The organism is Stenotrophomonas sp. GQ19 (assembly GCF_059758695.1).
In genome coordinates this window covers 219,832-236,736 of the sequence record NZ_JCAXES010000005.1, presented here as the reverse complement: position 1 = coordinate 236,736, position 16,905 = coordinate 219,832, and the positions used below count along the sequence as shown (strand labels likewise).

Here is a 16,905-nt window from a genome sequence, read left to right as displayed (position 1 = left end):
CATGCAACGTCATGCCTGTCGCGCACTGACGGGCAGGCATGACGTCAGCAGGATGCACCACGATGCGACGTCGAGCGCACTTGTGTGCTGATCCGCGCCGCTATCATCAATGCCGTCCAGGAAGAGCTGCGCATGGAGTGCACCAGGTGTCATACGGGAAGTTCACGGTCGGCACGCGGGTATATGACCTCTCACATCTCGATCCATTTACGCTTTCGATTGTTGTGCACGGTTCGATCGTCGAGGTGGACGTGATGTTCAGCTTTCATCTATTCACCGATCAAAAAGGCAGGGGGCCGCGATTTCCACATCACACCGAAGAACGCTACTTTTGTCTGGATCGCTACCAGTTGAGTCACGATGTGGCGCATTTCATGCGCGGTGCGTTCTTCGACGCATCCGTCCGTCGGCAGGTGCGTCAGGTTCGTGGTGAGGCACGTGAGCAGTACTTCTGCACCGACATGGGCCACGGTGACATCATCTGGACCCGTATAACGCGGCGAGCAGAACCCAACCGCGCCCACATCTGGGTTGCCAGTGCCTACAACCGCAATTGGCACGGCCAAGTCCTGCCACACGGACATGGCGTGTTTCGCGTCACCAAGGTGCTCGCCAGCAAGCTTGGAATCTCCAGGCCCTGAACGAAAAAAGCGCCCCATCTCTGGGGCGCTTTCAGATTTCGTTCTCGGTGCTTGTGTATCGCGTCGGCTTGCGCCTATCCCGCCAAAGGCTGAGGAAAGTCCGGGCCACGCCGGTCTTCGCAGCACTACTTTCCTGTTGCCAGGTCCCGATCAGCAGCGCTTGAAGGGAATCATGCCATGTGGCCGACGGCGTGTAAAACCACCCGAACGTCTTGGTTAATGTTCCCAGGGCAGGGTTTTGTGATCACTGCCAGCCTTGTGCTGGCGCCGGATCAGCCATTGTTCGAGCCGCGTGATGGCCTCATCTACGCCGCATTCCTCGGCCATCGCCTCTCCCAGTGTGACCGCCCGGGCCCGGGTGCCGGGGGCTTCAACGAACGCCAACGCTTTCGCCAGCGTCCTTGCATCCAACCGCTTCGGCGACAACGCCGCCGGCGCCACGCCCAACGCCTGCAAGCGCGCCGCCCAGAAAAACTGGTCGGCCGCGAATGGCATCACCAGCGATGGCACCCCGGCCCGGCAGGCCGAATGCGTGGTGCCGCTGCCGCCGTGGTGGATCACCAGCGCGCAGCGCGGGAACAGCGCCTCGTGCGGGGTTGGCCCGACCACGAACACGTGGGCGGGCAGGGGGGTGCTGGGCAGCCCCGCCCAGCCGGGGAACAGCAGCACGCGGCGGGGCGCCAGTGCGTCCAGCAGCGCCGACAGCACGCGGTCGCGATCAAAGCCGGTCATGCTGCCAAAGCCCAGGTACACCGGGGCGGGGCCGGCATCGAGGAAGGCCTGCAGGTCCGGTGGCGGTTGCCACGGGCTGTCCGGCAGGCGCCACTGGCCGCAGATGCGATGGTTGGCGGGCCAGTCCGCCGGTTGCGGCAGCAGGCTGGGCGAGATGCCGTAGAGCATCGGCAGATCGCGCCAGAGGCTGCGTCGCTGTGGCATGCCCAGTGCGTGCCGGGCCTGGTTGATCGGCTGCCGGAAGGTGCGCCAGACCGCCTGGTTGACCAGCCCGTAGCTGAGCCGGTTCAGCGCACCGGGCAGCGGCAGCCGGGGCAGGAATGGGGACGGGAAGGCGGCGGTGGGCGTCAGCGGGATCATGCCCAGCCCGATCGCGGGCAGGCCATGCCGCTCGGCCACGGTCATGCCCACGAAGGCGGCCAACCCACCGGTCAGCACCGCATCGCACCCGGCGGCGGCCGCATCGGCCTGCCGGGTCCACGCCGGCACGTGCCGGCGCGCCATCCGGGCCAGTCCGCGCGAGGCGGCCAGCGTGTTGTTGCCGCGCGACACCAGCGCCACCACCTCGTCGTGGATGTCGCCCTCCAGCGCGGCGTGCGGCACGCCCAAGGCGCGCGCGCTGCCCAGGGTGCCGCCCTCGGCCAGCAGCATCACCTCGTGTCCGGCGGCCATCAGGCCGTGGCAGAGCATGACCAGCGGGCGGGTGTCGCCTTCGGTGCCGTAGGTAAGTGCCAGCAGCCGCATCGAGGGGTCCAGGGGAAAAGGGCGGCCAGTATCGCCGTCCCCCTCGGGTGGCCATGCGAACATCGCGGATCGGCCCGGCACCGGGGGGCGCCATGGCCCTGTGGACAACTTGCGCCAGCCCACGGCCTGCGGCATAATGCGCGGCTCGCTGTGTCCAGAAATCTTTGGATCGGCGGCCGGGAACACGTCATCCGGTCTGCCCTCGACAGCGTAACCCTTTGATTCTCATGACGTGTGGCGGGAAACCGTCGAGGCCGCCGTCGCCCGGGCTATGGGCTGACAACTACTTTCATCGAGGTGCGCAATGTCCCGCGTATGCCAAGTTTCCGGCAAGCGAGTGCAGACGGGTAACAACGTCTCGCACGCCAACAACAAGACCCGTCGTCGTTTCCTGCCCAACCTGCACGAGCGCCGCTTCTGGGTTGCCAGCGAAAACCGCTGGGTCAAGCTTCGTGTTTCCGCGCATGCCCTGCGCACCATCGACAAGAACGGTATCGACTCCGTTCTGGCTGAGCTGCGTTCGCGCGGCGAAAAGGTCTGAGGAGTAAACGATCATGGCAGGCAAGCGCGATAAGATCCGTCTGATTTCGACGGCCAACACTGGCCACTTCTACACGACGGACAAGAACAAGAAGAACACCCCCGGGAAGATGGAATTCCTGAAGTACGATCCGGTCGTGCGCAAGCACGTCCTGTACAAGGAAGGCAAGATCAAGTAATCCGCAAGGATGCTTGAGCTTCCCCAAGAAAAAACCCGCCCTCGTGGCGGGTTTTTTTTTGTTCTTTCTCTCGTCCGCTTGGCGAGCACGAACCGTGCGGTGAACCTTTTCAGGCGCGGCCGTCGGTGGATCGGGCGCTGGGCCCCCATACCCTTTCCGGCGAATGTCCTCCGGCGTCGGCCTGCGGCCGCCGCCTCCCCCTTTATTTCGCCTCCAAGGGTATGGGGTCCCAGCGCCCGACCCACCGACAGTGCCAGAAAAGCCTGGCTTCCCCCGCTTGCCGCAAGCCGAGCCCCGTAGCGGCCGGTAGGCCCCTGGGCAAAATAAAGGAGGAGGCCGCCACGCGGCCGGGGGACATTTGCGCCAGGGGCCTACCGGCCGCTACGGGGCCCTCACGCGCGCGACAGACCCGATCGGAGACGCCACCCGATCCAAACGGGCGCCTGCACACCCTTCCACGCGCATAGCGCCCTACGCAATCTGCTACGTCCCTCGAAACAAGGCGCTCCCCGCCATCGGGAGAAACATCTTTTTCGATGCCGGGCGCGATGGGCCTCCTGACGAAGTGACGAGGAGCCGGCCGGCGGCCGGCACCACCGGGTGCATGCACCGGCCATGTCAGAATGCCGGCCTACCTCCCGACGGGCGACGCGATGCTGTTCGAGTGGCTGCTGGGTTCGTGGTTGTTGATGCTGGATTGGTTGATCCGGCTGGCCGCGCTGTTGTGGATTCCCAGCCGCACCACGCCCGGTGCCGCGCGCAGCTGGCTGCTGCTGGTCGGCTTCGTGCCGCTGCTCGGCTTGCCGCTGTACCTGCTGTTCGGCCACCCGTGGCTGTCGCGCCAGCGCGTGCAGCGCCAGGCCGAAGCCTCGCAGGTGATCCGCGAGGAACAGGCGTTGCAGCCGCCGCTGCGCTGGACGCCGGAGCCCGACACCGCCATGGCCGAGATCGTGCCGTTGATCGAACGCCAGGGCGACTTCATGCCCATCCATGGCAACGCCGTGGAACTGCTGGTGGACTACGACGCCTCGCTGCAGGCGCTGATCGCCGACATCGACCAGGCGCGTGAGCGCGTGCACCTGCTGTACTACCTGATGTTCGACGACGCGGTGGGCGAGGCCATCGTGCAGGCGTTGCAGCGTGCCGCCGCGCGCGGCGTGCATTGCCGCCTGCTGCTGGATGCGGTGGGCGCCAAGCGCGGGCTGCGCCATTACCGGCACCGGCTGCAGGCGCTGGGCGTGGACGTCCGCGCGATGCTGCCCGGCGGCCTGCGCTGGCGCCGCAGCGGGCGCATGGACCTGCGCAACCACCGCAAGATCGCGGTGATCGACAACCGGGTGGGCTACATCGGTTCGCAGAACCTGGCGCAGCCCGAGTTCGTGCCGGGCTTTCCCAACAGGGAACTGGTAGCGCGCGTACGCGGCCCGGGCGTGGCGCATCTGGAAGCGGTGTTCGCCAGCGACTGGTACATGGAAACCGGGCAGCGCCTGGATGTGCTCACCGCCGTGCCGGTGTGCTCGGCCGACGTGGCCACCCAGCTGCTGCCCAGCGGCCCGGCGTATCCCTTCAGCAACGCACGCGATGCGGTCAACGCGCTGATCCATCTGGCGCGTCGCCGCATCGTGCTGGTCACCCCGTACTTCGTGCCCGACGAGGCCACCCTCAGCGCACTGCGCATCGCCGCGCTGTCGGGTGTGCAGGTGCAGCTGATCCTGTCGGCCAGCAGCAACCAGCGACTCACCGCCTGGGCGCAGGAGGCCTACTACGACGAACTGCTGCGCAGCGGCGTGCGCATCGCGCTGTACGAACCCTGCTTCCTGCACGCCAAGCACCTCACCGTGGACGAGGACATCGCGTTGGTCGGCTCGATCAACCTGGACATCCGCTCGTTCGCGCTCAACGCGGAAATCGGCATGCTCTGCTATGACCGCGGCATCGTCGCCCAGCTGCTGCATATCGAGAACGACTACCTGTTGCAGTCGCGCCAGCTGGAGCTGAAAAGCTGGCGCAAGCGCCCGACCTGGCGGCGCAGCCGCGAAGGCATCGCGCGGCTGGCCGATGCACTGATGTAGCGCTGCGGCGATGGCCCACACGGGGCCACCGCGCGCATCGCCTACAATCGGGGCATGACGGCAACCCAAATCCCTCGCCAGTGTGACCTGGCCATCGTCGGCGGCGGTGCGGCGGGCGTGCTGGTGGCGCTGCATGCGCTGCGCACGGCCACCGCTGCGCTGCATGTCACCGTGTTCGAGCCGGCCTCGGCGCTGGCCCAGGGCATCGCCTACGCCACGCCGTGGCCCGAGCACCTGCTCAACGTGCCGGCCGGCAAGATGAGCGCGTTGCCCGATGCGCCCGATGATTTCCTGGACTACCTGCTGCAGGTGGACGCGTTCCTCGGCCTGCCGCGCGACGCGGTAGCCGCCGAATACGCCCCGCGCCGCTGCTACGCCGCCTACCTGCAGGCACGCCTGGAGCAGGCGCAGGCCAGCAGCCCCGCACAGTTCAACGTGGTGCATGACGCGGTTACCGCGTTGCAGCCCGGCACCGCCACGCAGCAGCTGACGCTGGCCGGTGGCGACACCTGGCAGGCACGCCAGGTGGTGCTGGCCTGCGGCAACAGCATGCGCCCGCTGCCGGTCACCGGCGCCGACGCGCTGCCCCCGGGCAAGGTGGTCGATGCGTGGGACTACGACGGCGTGCGGCTGCTGGCCGGCGACGGCGACCTGGCCATCATCGGCTCGGGCCTGAGCATGGCCGACAGCGTGGTGGCGCTGGCCAATGCGGGGCACCGCGGGCGCATCCACGTGCTGTCGCGGCATGCACTGCTGCCGCTGCCGCACGCGCACGGCGGCGCGGCTGGTTTCGATCCGCAAGCGCTGCCGGGTCTGCCAGTGCGGCAGGCGCTGCACACGCTGCGCGGCCACGCCCGTGACGCCGTCGCGCAGGGCCTGCCGTGGCAGAGCGTGATGGATCGCATCCGCCCGCTGGGCCAGGCACTGTGGCGGGGTCTGGAGGCCGCCGACCAGCGCCGCTTCCTGCGCCACGTGGTGCGGTACTGGGACGTGCACCGCCATCGCATCGCCGAGAGTGTCGAGGCGCAATTGGCTGCGCTGGAACAGTCGGGCCAGCTGCAGCGCCACCGCGCCCGGCTCGATACCGTGCTGGTGCTCGACGGCACTCTGCAGGTGCATGCGCACGGCGCCGGCGGTGGCCTGCCGCCGTTGCGCGTGGGCGCGCTGATCAATGCCACCGGCGTGGAAACCCGCGCCACCGCCATGCGCAACCCGCTGGTGCAGCAGTTGCTGGCCGACGGTCACGCCCGGCCAGGCCCGCACGGCCTGGGGCTGGATACCTCGGTGGCGCATGCCGAACTGCTCGCGGCCAACGGCCAGCCGCATCCGGGCGTGCAGGTGGTGGGCAGCCTGCGCATCGGCACGCTGTGGGAAAGCCTGGCCATTCCGGAGCTGCGGGTGCAGGCGCAGCAGGCCGCGGCGCGCGCGCTGGGCTGACGCCCTGCGTAGGTGGGCCAGCTGCGACACCTCGCGGTACCGGCTGACGCGAGGTATTCAAAGGGCTCATGCCTCTGTCTCGATCTTCGCATTGGTGACGGCGCGCAGACCGCTCTAGGCTGCTGCCTTTCAGACCGGGAATGCGCATGACGCCCACCTCCGCCCCGACCGCCCTGCGCGGACCCGTTACCCCGGCCGTGATGCGCCGCGTATTCGCCGTACTGGGTATGGGCATGCTGCTGGCCGCCTGCCGGCCGGCGGACAGTGCCGATGCCCCCGCATCCGGCGCGCCGGCCAACGCCGCAACGCCTGCGACCAGCGCAGTCGATGACATGCCGGCCTGCCCGGCCGGTGCCAGCGTCATGGACGGCTGGAACGATCGCGCCCCGCCACGGCGCATCTTCGGCAACACGTGGTATGTGGGCACCTGCGGGCTGTCGGCGGTGCTGGTGACCTCCGACCAGGGGCATGTGCTGATCGATGGCGGCACCGCGGCGGCCGGTCCCCTGATCGCCGCCAACATCCGCGCGCTGGGCTTCGATCCGCACGCGGTGAAGTACCTGCTGAACTCGCACGAACACTCCGACCATGCCGCCGGCCTGGCCCACCTGCAGGCGGCCACCGGTGCCCCGCTGCTGGCGCGTGCACCGGCGGTAGCCACGCTGCGCAAGGGCAGGAGCGACCGCAGCGACCCGCAGTACCTCGAACCCGGTGGGACCTTCCCGCCGGTGGCCGACGTTGCGGTGATCGGCGACGGCGAGGTGGTCCGCGTTGGCCCGCTGGCGCTGACCGCGCATGCCACGCCAGGCCACACCCCCGGTGGCACCAGCTGGACATGGCGTTCCTGCGAGGGCGCACGCTGCCTGGACATCGCCTACACCGACAGCGTCAGCGCCATCTCCGATGCGCAGTACCGCTACCTGGATCATCCGGAGATGGTGGCCGCGTTCCGCCGCGGCCTGGACACCCTTGCCGCGCTGCCCTGCGACATCCACGTGACGCCGCATCCGCTGGGCAGCGATCTGTTCGCCCGCCTGGCGGGCGATGGCACGCCGCCGTTGGTGGAGGCGGGGGCCTGCCAGCGTTACGCGCAGAACGGACGCGCCCAGCTGGACGCCCGCCTGAAGGACGAAGCCGCCGGCCGCAAACCCTGACGCAGGGAGGGCGCGGAGGGCGTAAAATAGCCCGATGGATGTCTCCCACTTGCTCGACGGGCTCAACCCCGCCCAGCGCGAAGCTGTGTCCGCCCCGCCCGGCCACCATCTGGTGCTTGCCGGTGCCGGTTCCGGCAAGACCCGCGTACTTATCCACCGCATCGCCTGGCTGAATGAAGTCTGCGGCGTGCCCACCCATGGCATTTTTGCGGTGACCTTCACCAACAAGGCCGCCGGCGAGATGCGCCACCGCATCGACCTGCAGCTGCCGCAGGGCAGCCGCGGCGCGTGGATCGGCACCTTCCACGGACTGGCCCACCGCCTGCTGCGCCTGCACTACCAGGACGCCAAGCTGCCCGACAGCTTCCAGGTGCTCGATTCGGACGACCAGCTGCGGCTGGTCAAGCGCGTGGTGCAGCAGCTGGAGATCGACGACAGCAAGCACCCGCCCAAGCAGATCGCGTGGTGGATCAACGAGCAGAAGGATGAAGGCCGCCGCCCGCAGCACATCCAGCCCGAGCCGCACGACGCGTGGCTGGAAACCATGCGCCAGGCGTACATCGCCTACCAGGAACGCTGCGACCGCGCCGGCCTGGTCGACTTCGCCGAGCTGCTGCTGCGCGCGCATGAACTGCTGCGCGACAACCCCGCGCTGCTGGCCCATTACCGCTCGCGCTTCCGCGAAATCCTGGTGGACGAGTTCCAGGATACCAACGCCATCCAGTACGCCTTCGTGCGCGTGCTGGCCGGCGACAGCGGCCACGTGTTCGTGGTCGGCGACGATGACCAGGCCATCTACGGCTGGCGCGGCGCCAAGGTCGAGAACGTCCAGCGCTTCCTGAAGGATTTCCCCGGCGCACAGACCGTGCGCCTGGAGCAGAACTACCGCTCCAGCGCCAACATCCTGGGCGCGGCCAACGCGGTGATCGCGCACAACCCCGACCGCATCGGCAAGGAACTGTGGACCGACAGCGGCGACGGTGACCCGATCGACCTGTACGCGGCCTACAACGAAATGGACGAGGCGCGCTATGTGGTCGAGCGCGCGCGCCAGTGGGTGCGCGACGGTGGCAGCTATGGCGATGCTGCGGTGCTTTACCGCAGCAACGCGCAGTCGCGCGCGTTTGAAGAAGCCCTGATCTCCGAGCAGGTGCCGTACCGCGTATATGGCGGCATGCGCTTCTTCGAGCGTGCCGAAATCAAGGACGCGCTGGCCTACCTGCGGCTGATGACCAACCGCAACGACGACGCCGCCTTCGAGCGCGCGGTGAACACGCCTACGCGTGGCATCGGCGACCGGACCCTGGATGAAGTGCGGCGGTTGGCGCGCAGCCACGCGATTTCGCTGTGGGAAGCCACCATGCTCACCACCCAGGGCAATGAACTGGCGGCGCGCGCACGCAACGCGCTGGCCGGCTTCCTCACCCTGGTCAACCAGCTGCATGGCGAAGCCGGCGAGATGACCCTGGCCGAGCGCATCGACCACGTGCTGGTGCGTTCGGGCCTGCGCGAACACTGGTCCAAGGAAAGCCGCAACGCGCTGGATTCCGAATCGCGCGCGGACAACCTGGACGAACTGGTGTCGGTGGCCTCGCGGTTCGTGCGCCGCGAGGACGACATCGAAGAGACCGGCGAGACCATGAGCGAACTGGTCGCGTTCCTGTCCTACGCCTCGCTGGAGGCCGGCGAAGGCCAGGCCCAGGCGGGCGAGGAGGGCGTGCAGCTGATGACGCTGCACTCGGCCAAGGGCCTGGAGTTCCCGATCGTGTTCCTGGCCGGCATGGAAGATGGCCTGTTCCCGAGCGCACGCTCGCTGGAAGAAAGCGGGCGGTTGGAGGAAGAGCGCCGCCTGGCGTACGTGGGCATCACCCGCGCGCGGCAGAAGCTGGTGCTCAGCTACGCCGAATCGCGGCGCATCCACGGGCAGGAAAACTACAACGTGCCGTCGCGCTTCCTGCGCGAGATCCCGCGGGAACTGCTCAACGAAGTGCGGCCCAAGGTGCAGGTCTCGCGCACCGCCTCGCTCGGTGCCAACCGGGTGATGGGCCACGCCGCGCTGGAGGCGCCGCCGCTGAAGCTGGGCGCGCTGGTCAACCACCCGAAATTCGGCGAAGGCATGGTCACCGACTACGAGGGCAACGGCCAGCACGCGCGCGTGCAGGTGGAGTTCGCCGACGCCGGCAGCAAGTGGCTGGTGATGGCCTACGCCAACCTCACCGTGCTCTGAGCCCGGCGCGCCACGGATGACGCGCCGGGTCTTGTAGCCGGCGCTGTTGGCCCTGCCGCGGTAGTGCCGGCCGCTGGCCGGCTGCTCTTCGCTCGGCTGTTATCGGGAGCCGGCCAGCGGCCGGCACTACAATGGGGCGTATTCCGTTGGCACAGGCCACCCCCATGACCGATTCCCCGCTGCACGTCACCGTCAAATTGAATGCCAAGCTGCAACCCGAGCATCGCCATGAGCTGTTCGAGGATCCGCTCGATGCGCTGCTGGAAAGCGCTGAGCTGGGCCAGCTTACCGGCGGCGGCACCGCGCTGACCGACGAGGGCGAAGTGGACTACGGCGATATCGAGATTGCCCTGACCGACCCGGCCTCGCTGCCGGGCGTGATCGAACTGCTGGAACAGCTGGGCGCGCCGAAGGGCTCGCTGATCCAGCGTGCAGGCGAACCGGACCAGCCGTTCGGCGTCACCGAAGGCCTGGCGCTGTACCTCAACGGCACCGACCTGCCCGATGAGGTCTACGAGCAGTGCGACTCGAACTATGTGTTCGAGCAGATCGTCGAGCGGATTGAAGGCGTGGGCGAGATCTGCAGCTGGTGGCAGGGGCCGACCGAGACCGCGCTGTATCTGTACGGCGTGTCGTTCGAGACCTTGCGCGAGCGCATCGCCGACTTGGTCGCCACCTACCCGCTGTGCCAGGGCGCGCGCGTAGTGAAGATCGCCTGATCACCGTGTAACGGTGCCGGGTGTGCGTGCAGCCGACCAACGGTCGGCTCTACCGAACCCCAGACCGTTGGCAGGCCGCCAACCCCGGTAGAGCCGACCGTTGGTCGGCTGCACGCGCGCCTGATCGAGAAATTCCTGCCGGTCGAGTTCGACTGGCAGCCGCACGAGGGCGGGTGGCAGGTGACGGTCAGTCGTTGACCGCGCGCGCCACCCGGGGCGGGACAAGGTCGGGGGGGCGCGCCCCGAACAGGGTCAGCCACAGGCCGCTGCCAATCTCACCGAGCGAAGCGGGCAGCGTGGCGTAGTTGGAGAGTGCCGTCGTGGCGTAGCCGGGGATCAGCAGCTCGCCGAACACGTTGAGCAGGTAGCCGATGCCGCCGAGCATCAGCAGCACGCCGAGCACGCGCGGTATGGCGCGCGTGCGCCACACCAGCCAGCCGAACGGCAGCAGCCACAGGCCCCAGAACAGGCTGGCCAGGGAGATGTGGCTGCTCCAGCTTTTCAGCGCGGCCATCGCCAGCATCTGCAGCTGCCCGCCCGACAGCGCCCGCGCCAGCGCCGGGTCGGTGAGCAGGGTCACCGCCTCCAGGCGATGGGAAAGTGCGGCCAGCGCGATCGGTACTCCGGTGACCGCCAGTGCCACCATCAGCGTGGCCGCCGGGCGATGCGCCGCAGAGAACACGCGATACAGCAGCAGCGGTAGCAGCAGGAAGGCGATCTGCTCCAGCGCGAAGGCGGCGATGCCGGCGCGGAACAGGTCGGCATGCGCGATCACGTTGGCCACGGTGGCGGCGGGATCGTCGCCGACGCTGATCCGCGAGGGCACATAGGCCAGGCTGAAGATGCCGGTGGCGATCACCACCAGATACACCCCTCCGGCCAGGCGGCCGGTCCGCTGCTGCGTTGCCATCGTGCCGCTCCGGGTGCCGGTGTGGAAGGACCGGTTGCCGCCACCGTACGGCGCTGGTGGGGCCGTGGTGACTGCCGGAAGTCACGCGCCGACGGACGGTAGGGCGGCGCAGGGCCGCCGGCCGCGGGCGCCGGCGCCCCCACTCGTCGGCCATGGCCGTGCACTCATCCCGCATTTCAGCCGCTTCGTCGCGTGCCGCTTGTGGCGGTCCGGCGCGGCGACCAGAGTCTGGCGCTGTCCGCTGGGAGCGCGCAAATGAACAAGGGAACTCCGTACCTGTTGGCTGTCCTGGTTGCGCTGACGCTGTCGGCAGACTGGGTGGCACCGGTCGTGGCCCTGTTCGAGCATGCCTACGCCTGCCTGCAACACGGCGGTGGCCTGGACCTGGTCCGGCTGCGCTGCGAACCGCGCCCGGATGGCCTGTGCGCGTTGCTGGCGTCCTGGCCGTTCTGGGCCACCGCGGTCGCGTTGGCGGTGGCCACGCTGGTTGTCACGCGCGGACCGCGGCGGCAGCTGCGCCTGCGCTGAACCGGGCGCGCTGCGGGCTTACCGGCATCGTGGCGAACCGGCATCATCAGCAGCCGCATTGCAGGAACGATCATGGCGCTGAGCGAGAAGGACAAGATGCTGTCCGGCCAACCCTACCGGCCGGGCGACCCGCAGCTGCGGGCCGAGATGGCGGCGGCCAAGGCCTGGATGGTGCGCTACAACGCCGCCCTGGCCGAGGCGCCGGATGTCCGCCGTGCGCTGCTGCGCGAGCGCCTCGGCGCGGTCGGCGACGGCACGGTGATCCGCCCGCCGTTCCATTGCGACTACGGCAGCCACATCCACCTGGGCACCGGGGTGTTCCTCAACTACAACTGCGTGATCCTGGACGTGGCCGAGGTGCACATCGGCGATGGCACCCAGATCGGCCCGGCAGTGCAGATCTACGCGGCCGACCACCCGCGTGACCCGCAGGCGCGGGCGCAGGGATTGGAGCTGGCGCGACCGGTGCGAATCGGGCGCAATGTGTGGATCGGCGGTGGCGCCATCCTGCTGCCAGGCGTGAGCATTGGCGACGACGCGGTGGTGGGTGCAGGCAGCGTGGTCACCCGCGACGTGGCGGCCGGTGCCACCGTGGTGGGCAACCCCGCACGCGTGGTGCCCCCGCGCGATTGATCCGGCTCAAGGCGCGGCCTCCACGCCGGGTGTGCAATGGTGGTCCCACACTGCACCGGAAGGAGCCCTGCCATGTACAAGCGAATCCTGATTGCCACCGACGGTTCGGAGCTGTCTGAAAAGGGCCTGCTCAAAGGCCTGGAGCTGGCCAAGGATCTGAATGCCGAGGTCGACATCGTGACCGTGTCCGAGCCGTGGGCGGTGGGCATGTACGACGCGATGGGCTGGAGCGTGGGCTACATGAACAGCCCCGAGTACAAGGCCGACCGCGAAGAGACCGCGCAGAAGGTCCTGGCCCCGGCCAAGGCCACCGCCGAGGCGCAGGGCCTGCGTGCCAATGTGGTGCACGTGCTGGACCGGTATGCGGCCGACGGCATCATCGATACCGCCGTCGAGCGCAACAGCGACCTGATCGTGATGACCTCGCATGGCCGCCGCGGCGTCACCCGCGTGCTGCTGGGCAGCCAGACCGCCGAGGTGCTGGCGCGCAGCACCGTGCCGGTGCTGGTGATCCGTTGACGGACGGCGCCGCATAGCCGCGTCCCGGTAGTGCCGGCCGCTGGCCGGCTCCCGACCATGCCAGGTTTTACGAGGATCCGGCCAGCGGCCGGCACTACCGTGTTGGGTAGGGTTTGCCGAGGAGCCGGCCAGCGGCCGGCACTACCGTGGGTGTGTTGAGGGTGCGTTCACCGCTACGGCCGCAGCTTCAGCGTCTGCGATTCATCCAGGCTGCCGTCAGGCTGCAGCACCACGAAGCGTTCGCCGCTGCGGTCGAACAGGACCGGGATCGGGTCGCGGAACAGCGGGCGGCGCACGAAGCGCAGGTGCCAGCCAAAGTGTTCCAGCGTTTCCACGGCCTGGCGTTGCTCGGCGGTGAGCCCGGCCCGCAGCTGGGCGGGGTCGGGCGGCTGGCGGCGTTCGGGCGTATTCATCTACTGAAACAAGGCAAAGTCCGGAGAACCTGTCGATGCAAGCAGCGTTCCAACCGCGTGGCGGGCGGGGCGCCTGCCGTCACCAGCTGTAGAGCTTCCAATACACCGGCGACACGCCGTCCTTGTCGCTGTCCATGCGGCCATCGCCGTTGCGGTCGTACATGTAGAACGCCGGGCCCTGCGCAGGCGTCACCTTGACCATCCGCAGCTGGCCACCCACGCGGTATTCCTGCAGCGTGTCGCCGTTGGCCAGTGTCTTGCTGGACACATCGGCACCGCTCACATCGACCGGGGGCTTACCGCCGCCGCCCGTGGTGGCACAACCGGCCAGCGCGAGCAGGCCAACCAGCAACAGGGTCTTCATGGGCCGAGGTCCTTGTACAAAGTGAAGGTCGATTATGCCCCACGCGTCGTCGTCGGCGTGTCTGGGGTCGGCGCGGGCGGGCGCGTAGAATCGTCGCATGAGCCGATTAGTCCTGATTGACGGGTCCAGTTACCTGTACCGCGCGTTCCACGCGCTTCCGCCGCTGACCAACGCCCACGGTGAACCCACCGGCGCGCTGTTCGGTGTGGTCAACATGCTGCGCGCCACCTTGAAGGAGCGCCCGGCCTACGTGGCGTTCGTGGTCGATGCGCCCGGCAAGACCTTCCGCGACGACCTGTATGCCGACTACAAGGCCAACCGCCCGCCGATGCCCGACGACCTGCGTCCGCAGATCGAGCCGATGTGCCGTATCGTCGAAGCGCTCGGCCTGAGCATCCTGCGCATCCCCGGCGTGGAAGCCGACGATGTGATCGGCACGCTGGCCCTGCAGGGCCACCAGGACGGCCTGCAGGTGACCATCTCCACCGGCGACAAGGACTTCGCCCAGCTGGTCCGCCCGGGCATCGAACTGGTCAACACCATGACCGGCAGCCGGATGGATTCGGATGCGGCGGTGATGGACAAGTTCGGCGTGCGCGCCGACCAGATCGTCGACCTGCTGGCGCTGATGGGCGACACCGTGGACAACGTGCCCGGCGTGGAGAAGTGCGGCCCCAAGACCGCCGCCAAGTGGCTGGCCGAGTACCAGAACCTGGACGGGGTGATGGCCGCCGCACCGGGCATGAAGGGCAAGATCGGCGAGAACCTGCGCGCGGCGCTGGAGCGCCTGCCGCTCAACCGCGAACTGGTCACCATCCGCACCGACGTGCCGCTGGAGTCCAGCCCGCGCACGCTGGCACTGCGCGACCCGGACGTACCCACCCTGGGCGAGCTGTACCTGCGCTACGGCTTCACCCAGGCGCTGAAGGAGCTGGGAGGCCCGGCCGCGGCGGCAGTGGCCGCCAGCGACGCCACGGTGAGCCTGCGTGGCACCGCCGCCGGGTACGCACGCAGCGCGCCGGCGGAAACGGCGGCCGAGGTCGATCCGGCGCTGTCGGCGCCCGGCGAGTACGAGACCGTGCTCACCACCGAACAGCTGGATGCCTGGGTGCAGCGCGCCGAGGCGGCCGACCTGATCGCCTTCGACACCGAAACCGACGCGCTCGATGCGATGCGCGCCAACCTGGTGGGCATCAGCCTGGCGGTCGAGCCGGGCAGGGCCGCCTACATCCCGGTGGGCCACAACTACCCCGGCGCGCCGGCCCAGCTGGGCGCCGAACAGGTACTGGCCGCGCTGCGCCCGGTGCTGGAAAACCCCGACAAGAAGAAGCTCGGCCAGCACGGCAAGTACGACCTGCACGTGCTGCGCCGGCATGGCATCGACGTGCAGGGCTACCACGACGACACCATGCTGGAGAGCTTCGTGCTCAATTCCACCGCCACCCGCCACGACATGGATTCGCTGGCAATGCGCTACCTGGGCTACACCACGATCAAGTTCGAGGACGTGGCCGGCAAGGGTGCCAAGCAGATCCCGTTCTCGCAGGTGGGCCTGGACGAGGCAGGCCGCTATGCCGCCGAAGACGCCGACATCACCCTGCGCCTGCACCGCGTGCTGCAGCCACAGCTGCTGGCTGTTCCGTCGCTGGACGGGGTGTACCGCGACATCGAAATGCCGCTGGTGCCGGTGCTGGCCCGGATCGAAGCCAACGGCGTGCACATCGACATGGCCGAACTGCGCCGCCAGAGCCAGGACCTGAGCGTGCGCATGCTGGCCGCCCAGCAGAAGGCCACCGAGCTGGCCGGCCACACCTTCAACCTGGATTCGCCCAAGCAGCTGCAGGCGGTACTGTTCGACGAACTGAAGCTGCCGGCGCTGGTGAAGACCCCCAAGGGCCAGCCCAGCACCAATGAAGAGGCGCTGGAGGCCATTGCCGAGCAGCACGAGCTGCCGCGGGTGATCCTGGAGTACCGCGGGCTGGCCAAGCTGCGCAGCACCTACACCGACAAGCTGCCGGAGATGGTCAACCCGGACACCGGCCGGGTCCACACCAGCTACCACCAGTCCGGCGCGGCCACCGGCCGGCTGTCTTCGTCGGACCCGAACCTGCAGAACATCCCGATCCGCACCGACGACGGCCGCCGCATCCGCCGTGCGTTCGTGGCCCCGCCCGGGCGCAAGATCCTGGCCTGCGATTACTCGCAGATCGAGCTGCGGATCATGGCCCACCTGTCCGAAGACCCGGGCCTGGTGCGCGCCTTCGAACAGGGCGTGGACGTGCACCGGGCCACCGCGGCCGAGGTGTTCGGGCGCGCGCTGGACGAGGTCACCCCGAACGAGCGCCGCGCGGCCAAGGCGATCAACTTCGGCCTGATGTACGGCATGAGCGCGTTCGGGCTGGCCCGCAACCTGGGCATCGACCGCGGCCAGGCCCAGGATTACGTGGCGCTGTACTTCAGCCGCTACCCGGGCGTGCGCGACTTCATGGAGCGCATGCGCCAGCAGGCCCGCGACCAGGGCTATGTGGAAACCCTGGAAGGCCGCCGGCTGTACCTGAACGACATTCACGCCCGCAACCAGGGCCTGCGCGCCGGGGCTGAACGGGCGGCCATCAACGCCCCGATGCAGGGCACCGCGGCCGACATCATCAAGCGGGCGATGGTGAAAGTGGACGGGTGGCTGCAGGGCCAGGGCGACCAGGCGCGGATGATCATGCAGGTGCACGATGAACTGGTGTTTGAAACCGAAAGTGAGTTTCTCGATACCTTGCGTTTGAAGGTGGTGGAACTGATGTCGTCTTCAGCCCAGTTGCGGGTGCCGTTGGTGGTGGACGCCGGCGTCGGCGATAACTGGGATGAGGCGCACTGAGACGGAAATCACGCTCAAACAGCTGAATTGGTTCATGGCGCCCTGAAAAACTGACTGTCGGATGAATGTTTCCCCTACAGAGCTTTCATTAATTGGGCCCCTTCACGAACTATCAATGTTCGGGGTGCTTTTATAGACCTCGACAGGCGCAACGCCTGTTGTGGATCTCTCCCATCCCCTGGAGCAGATCTCGGAACGGGGGCTCCTCCCCAAGCGCCCGTTCC

Annotated in this window: 16 protein-coding genes; 12 read left to right on the top strand and 4 right to left on the bottom strand. The window is 68.3% G+C overall.

Translation table 11 applies throughout. The features are described 5' to 3' along the window. Positions 1–146: 146 nt before the first annotated feature. A complete protein-coding gene (locus AC6CHL_RS12150) occupies positions 147–641 on the top strand; it encodes a YjaZ family protein (protein WP_448134747.1) in 495 nt (164 codons plus the stop codon). Between the two features lie 216 nt (positions 642–857). On the opposite strand, the gene AC6CHL_RS12145 is transcribed toward AC6CHL_RS12150, so the two are convergent. Then, a complete protein-coding gene (locus tag AC6CHL_RS12145; protein ID WP_498294537.1) occupies positions 858–2,117 on the bottom strand; it encodes a glycosyltransferase in 1,260 nt (419 codons plus the stop codon). Positions 2,118–2,421: 304 nt separating this feature from the next. Here AC6CHL_RS12145 and rpmB point away from each other — a divergent pair, with 304 nt between their 5' ends. The 7 genes from rpmB to AC6CHL_RS12110 all read left to right on the top strand — a co-directional run bounded on the left by rpmB (position 2,422) and on the right by AC6CHL_RS12110 (position 10,445). After that, positions 2,422–2,658 carry a 50S ribosomal protein L28 gene (rpmB, locus tag AC6CHL_RS12140; protein WP_019185625.1) on the top strand — a complete coding sequence of 79 codons (237 nt, stop codon included), beginning with the start codon at positions 2,422–2,424 and terminating at the stop codon, positions 2,656–2,658. 10 nt (positions 2,659–2,668) lie between these two features. After that, entirely contained in the window at positions 2,669–2,836 is a 168-nt protein-coding gene (rpmG, locus tag AC6CHL_RS12135; protein WP_172407465.1) for a 50S ribosomal protein L33, read from the top strand. Positions 2,837–3,489: 653 nt separating this feature from the next. Next, positions 3,490–4,908 (top strand): cardiolipin synthase, encoded by a 1,419-nt coding sequence (cls, locus tag AC6CHL_RS12130; protein ID WP_498294576.1) that lies wholly within the window; start codon positions 3,490–3,492, stop codon positions 4,906–4,908. Between the two features lie 36 nt (positions 4,909–4,944). Beyond that, the gene (locus AC6CHL_RS12125; protein WP_498294574.1) at positions 4,945–6,345 is read left to right on the top strand and encodes an FAD/NAD(P)-binding protein; all 1,401 of its coding nucleotides are present in this window, start codon (positions 4,945–4,947) and stop codon (positions 6,343–6,345) included. A 146-nt stretch (positions 6,346–6,491) separates the two neighbouring features. Continuing rightward, on the top strand, positions 6,492–7,499 hold the full coding sequence (gene bla, locus AC6CHL_RS12120; RefSeq protein ID WP_498294535.1) for a subclass B3 metallo-beta-lactamase: 1,008 nt from the start codon (positions 6,492–6,494) through the stop codon (positions 7,497–7,499). Positions 7,500–7,533: 34 nt separating this feature from the next. Then, positions 7,534–9,726, top strand: coding sequence for a DNA helicase II (uvrD, locus tag AC6CHL_RS12115; protein WP_038685491.1), 2,193 nt, complete (start codon positions 7,534–7,536; stop codon positions 9,724–9,726). Between the two features lie 164 nt (positions 9,727–9,890). Beyond that, positions 9,891–10,445, top strand: a complete 555-nt coding sequence (locus AC6CHL_RS12110; RefSeq protein ID WP_038685497.1) for a hypothetical protein — start codon at positions 9,891–9,893, stop codon at positions 10,443–10,445. A 187-nt stretch (positions 10,446–10,632) separates the two neighbouring features. Here the strand turns inward: AC6CHL_RS12110 and AC6CHL_RS12105 are convergent, their stop codons facing one another. Beyond that, positions 10,633–11,355, bottom strand: a complete 723-nt coding sequence (locus tag AC6CHL_RS12105) for a DUF4386 domain-containing protein (RefSeq protein WP_498294533.1) — start codon at positions 11,353–11,355, stop codon at positions 10,633–10,635. 255 nt (positions 11,356–11,610) lie between these two features. Between AC6CHL_RS12105 and AC6CHL_RS12100 the strand changes: the two genes are divergently transcribed. From AC6CHL_RS12100 to AC6CHL_RS12090, 3 genes are all read left to right on the top strand, one after another. After that, the gene (locus AC6CHL_RS12100) at positions 11,611–11,883 is read left to right on the top strand and encodes a hypothetical protein (RefSeq protein ID WP_038685502.1); all 273 of its coding nucleotides are present in this window, start codon (positions 11,611–11,613) and stop codon (positions 11,881–11,883) included. 72 nt (positions 11,884–11,955) lie between these two features. After that, positions 11,956–12,516 (top strand): sugar O-acetyltransferase, encoded by a 561-nt coding sequence (locus AC6CHL_RS12095; RefSeq protein WP_498294531.1) that lies wholly within the window; start codon positions 11,956–11,958, stop codon positions 12,514–12,516. Between the two features lie 72 nt (positions 12,517–12,588). Further along, positions 12,589–13,035 carry a universal stress protein gene (locus tag AC6CHL_RS12090; protein ID WP_038685506.1) on the top strand — a complete coding sequence of 149 codons (447 nt, stop codon included), beginning with the start codon at positions 12,589–12,591 and terminating at the stop codon, positions 13,033–13,035. A gap of 173 nt (positions 13,036–13,208) precedes the next feature. Here AC6CHL_RS12090 and AC6CHL_RS12085 read toward each other — a convergent pair whose 3' ends face one another. Next, complete coding sequence (locus AC6CHL_RS12085) at positions 13,209–13,448, bottom strand: hypothetical protein (protein ID WP_498294529.1); 240 nt, start codon at positions 13,446–13,448, stop codon at positions 13,209–13,211. 79 nt (positions 13,449–13,527) lie between these two features. Then, complete coding sequence (locus AC6CHL_RS12080; protein ID WP_038685510.1) at positions 13,528–13,812, bottom strand: DUF2782 domain-containing protein; 285 nt, start codon at positions 13,810–13,812, stop codon at positions 13,528–13,530. 97 nt (positions 13,813–13,909) lie between these two features. On the opposite strand from AC6CHL_RS12080, the gene polA reads away from it, so the two are divergent. Then, positions 13,910–16,681 (top strand): DNA polymerase I, encoded by a 2,772-nt coding sequence (polA, locus tag AC6CHL_RS12075; RefSeq protein ID WP_038685512.1) that lies wholly within the window; start codon positions 13,910–13,912, stop codon positions 16,679–16,681. The last annotated feature ends 224 nt before the right edge of the window (positions 16,682–16,905 follow it).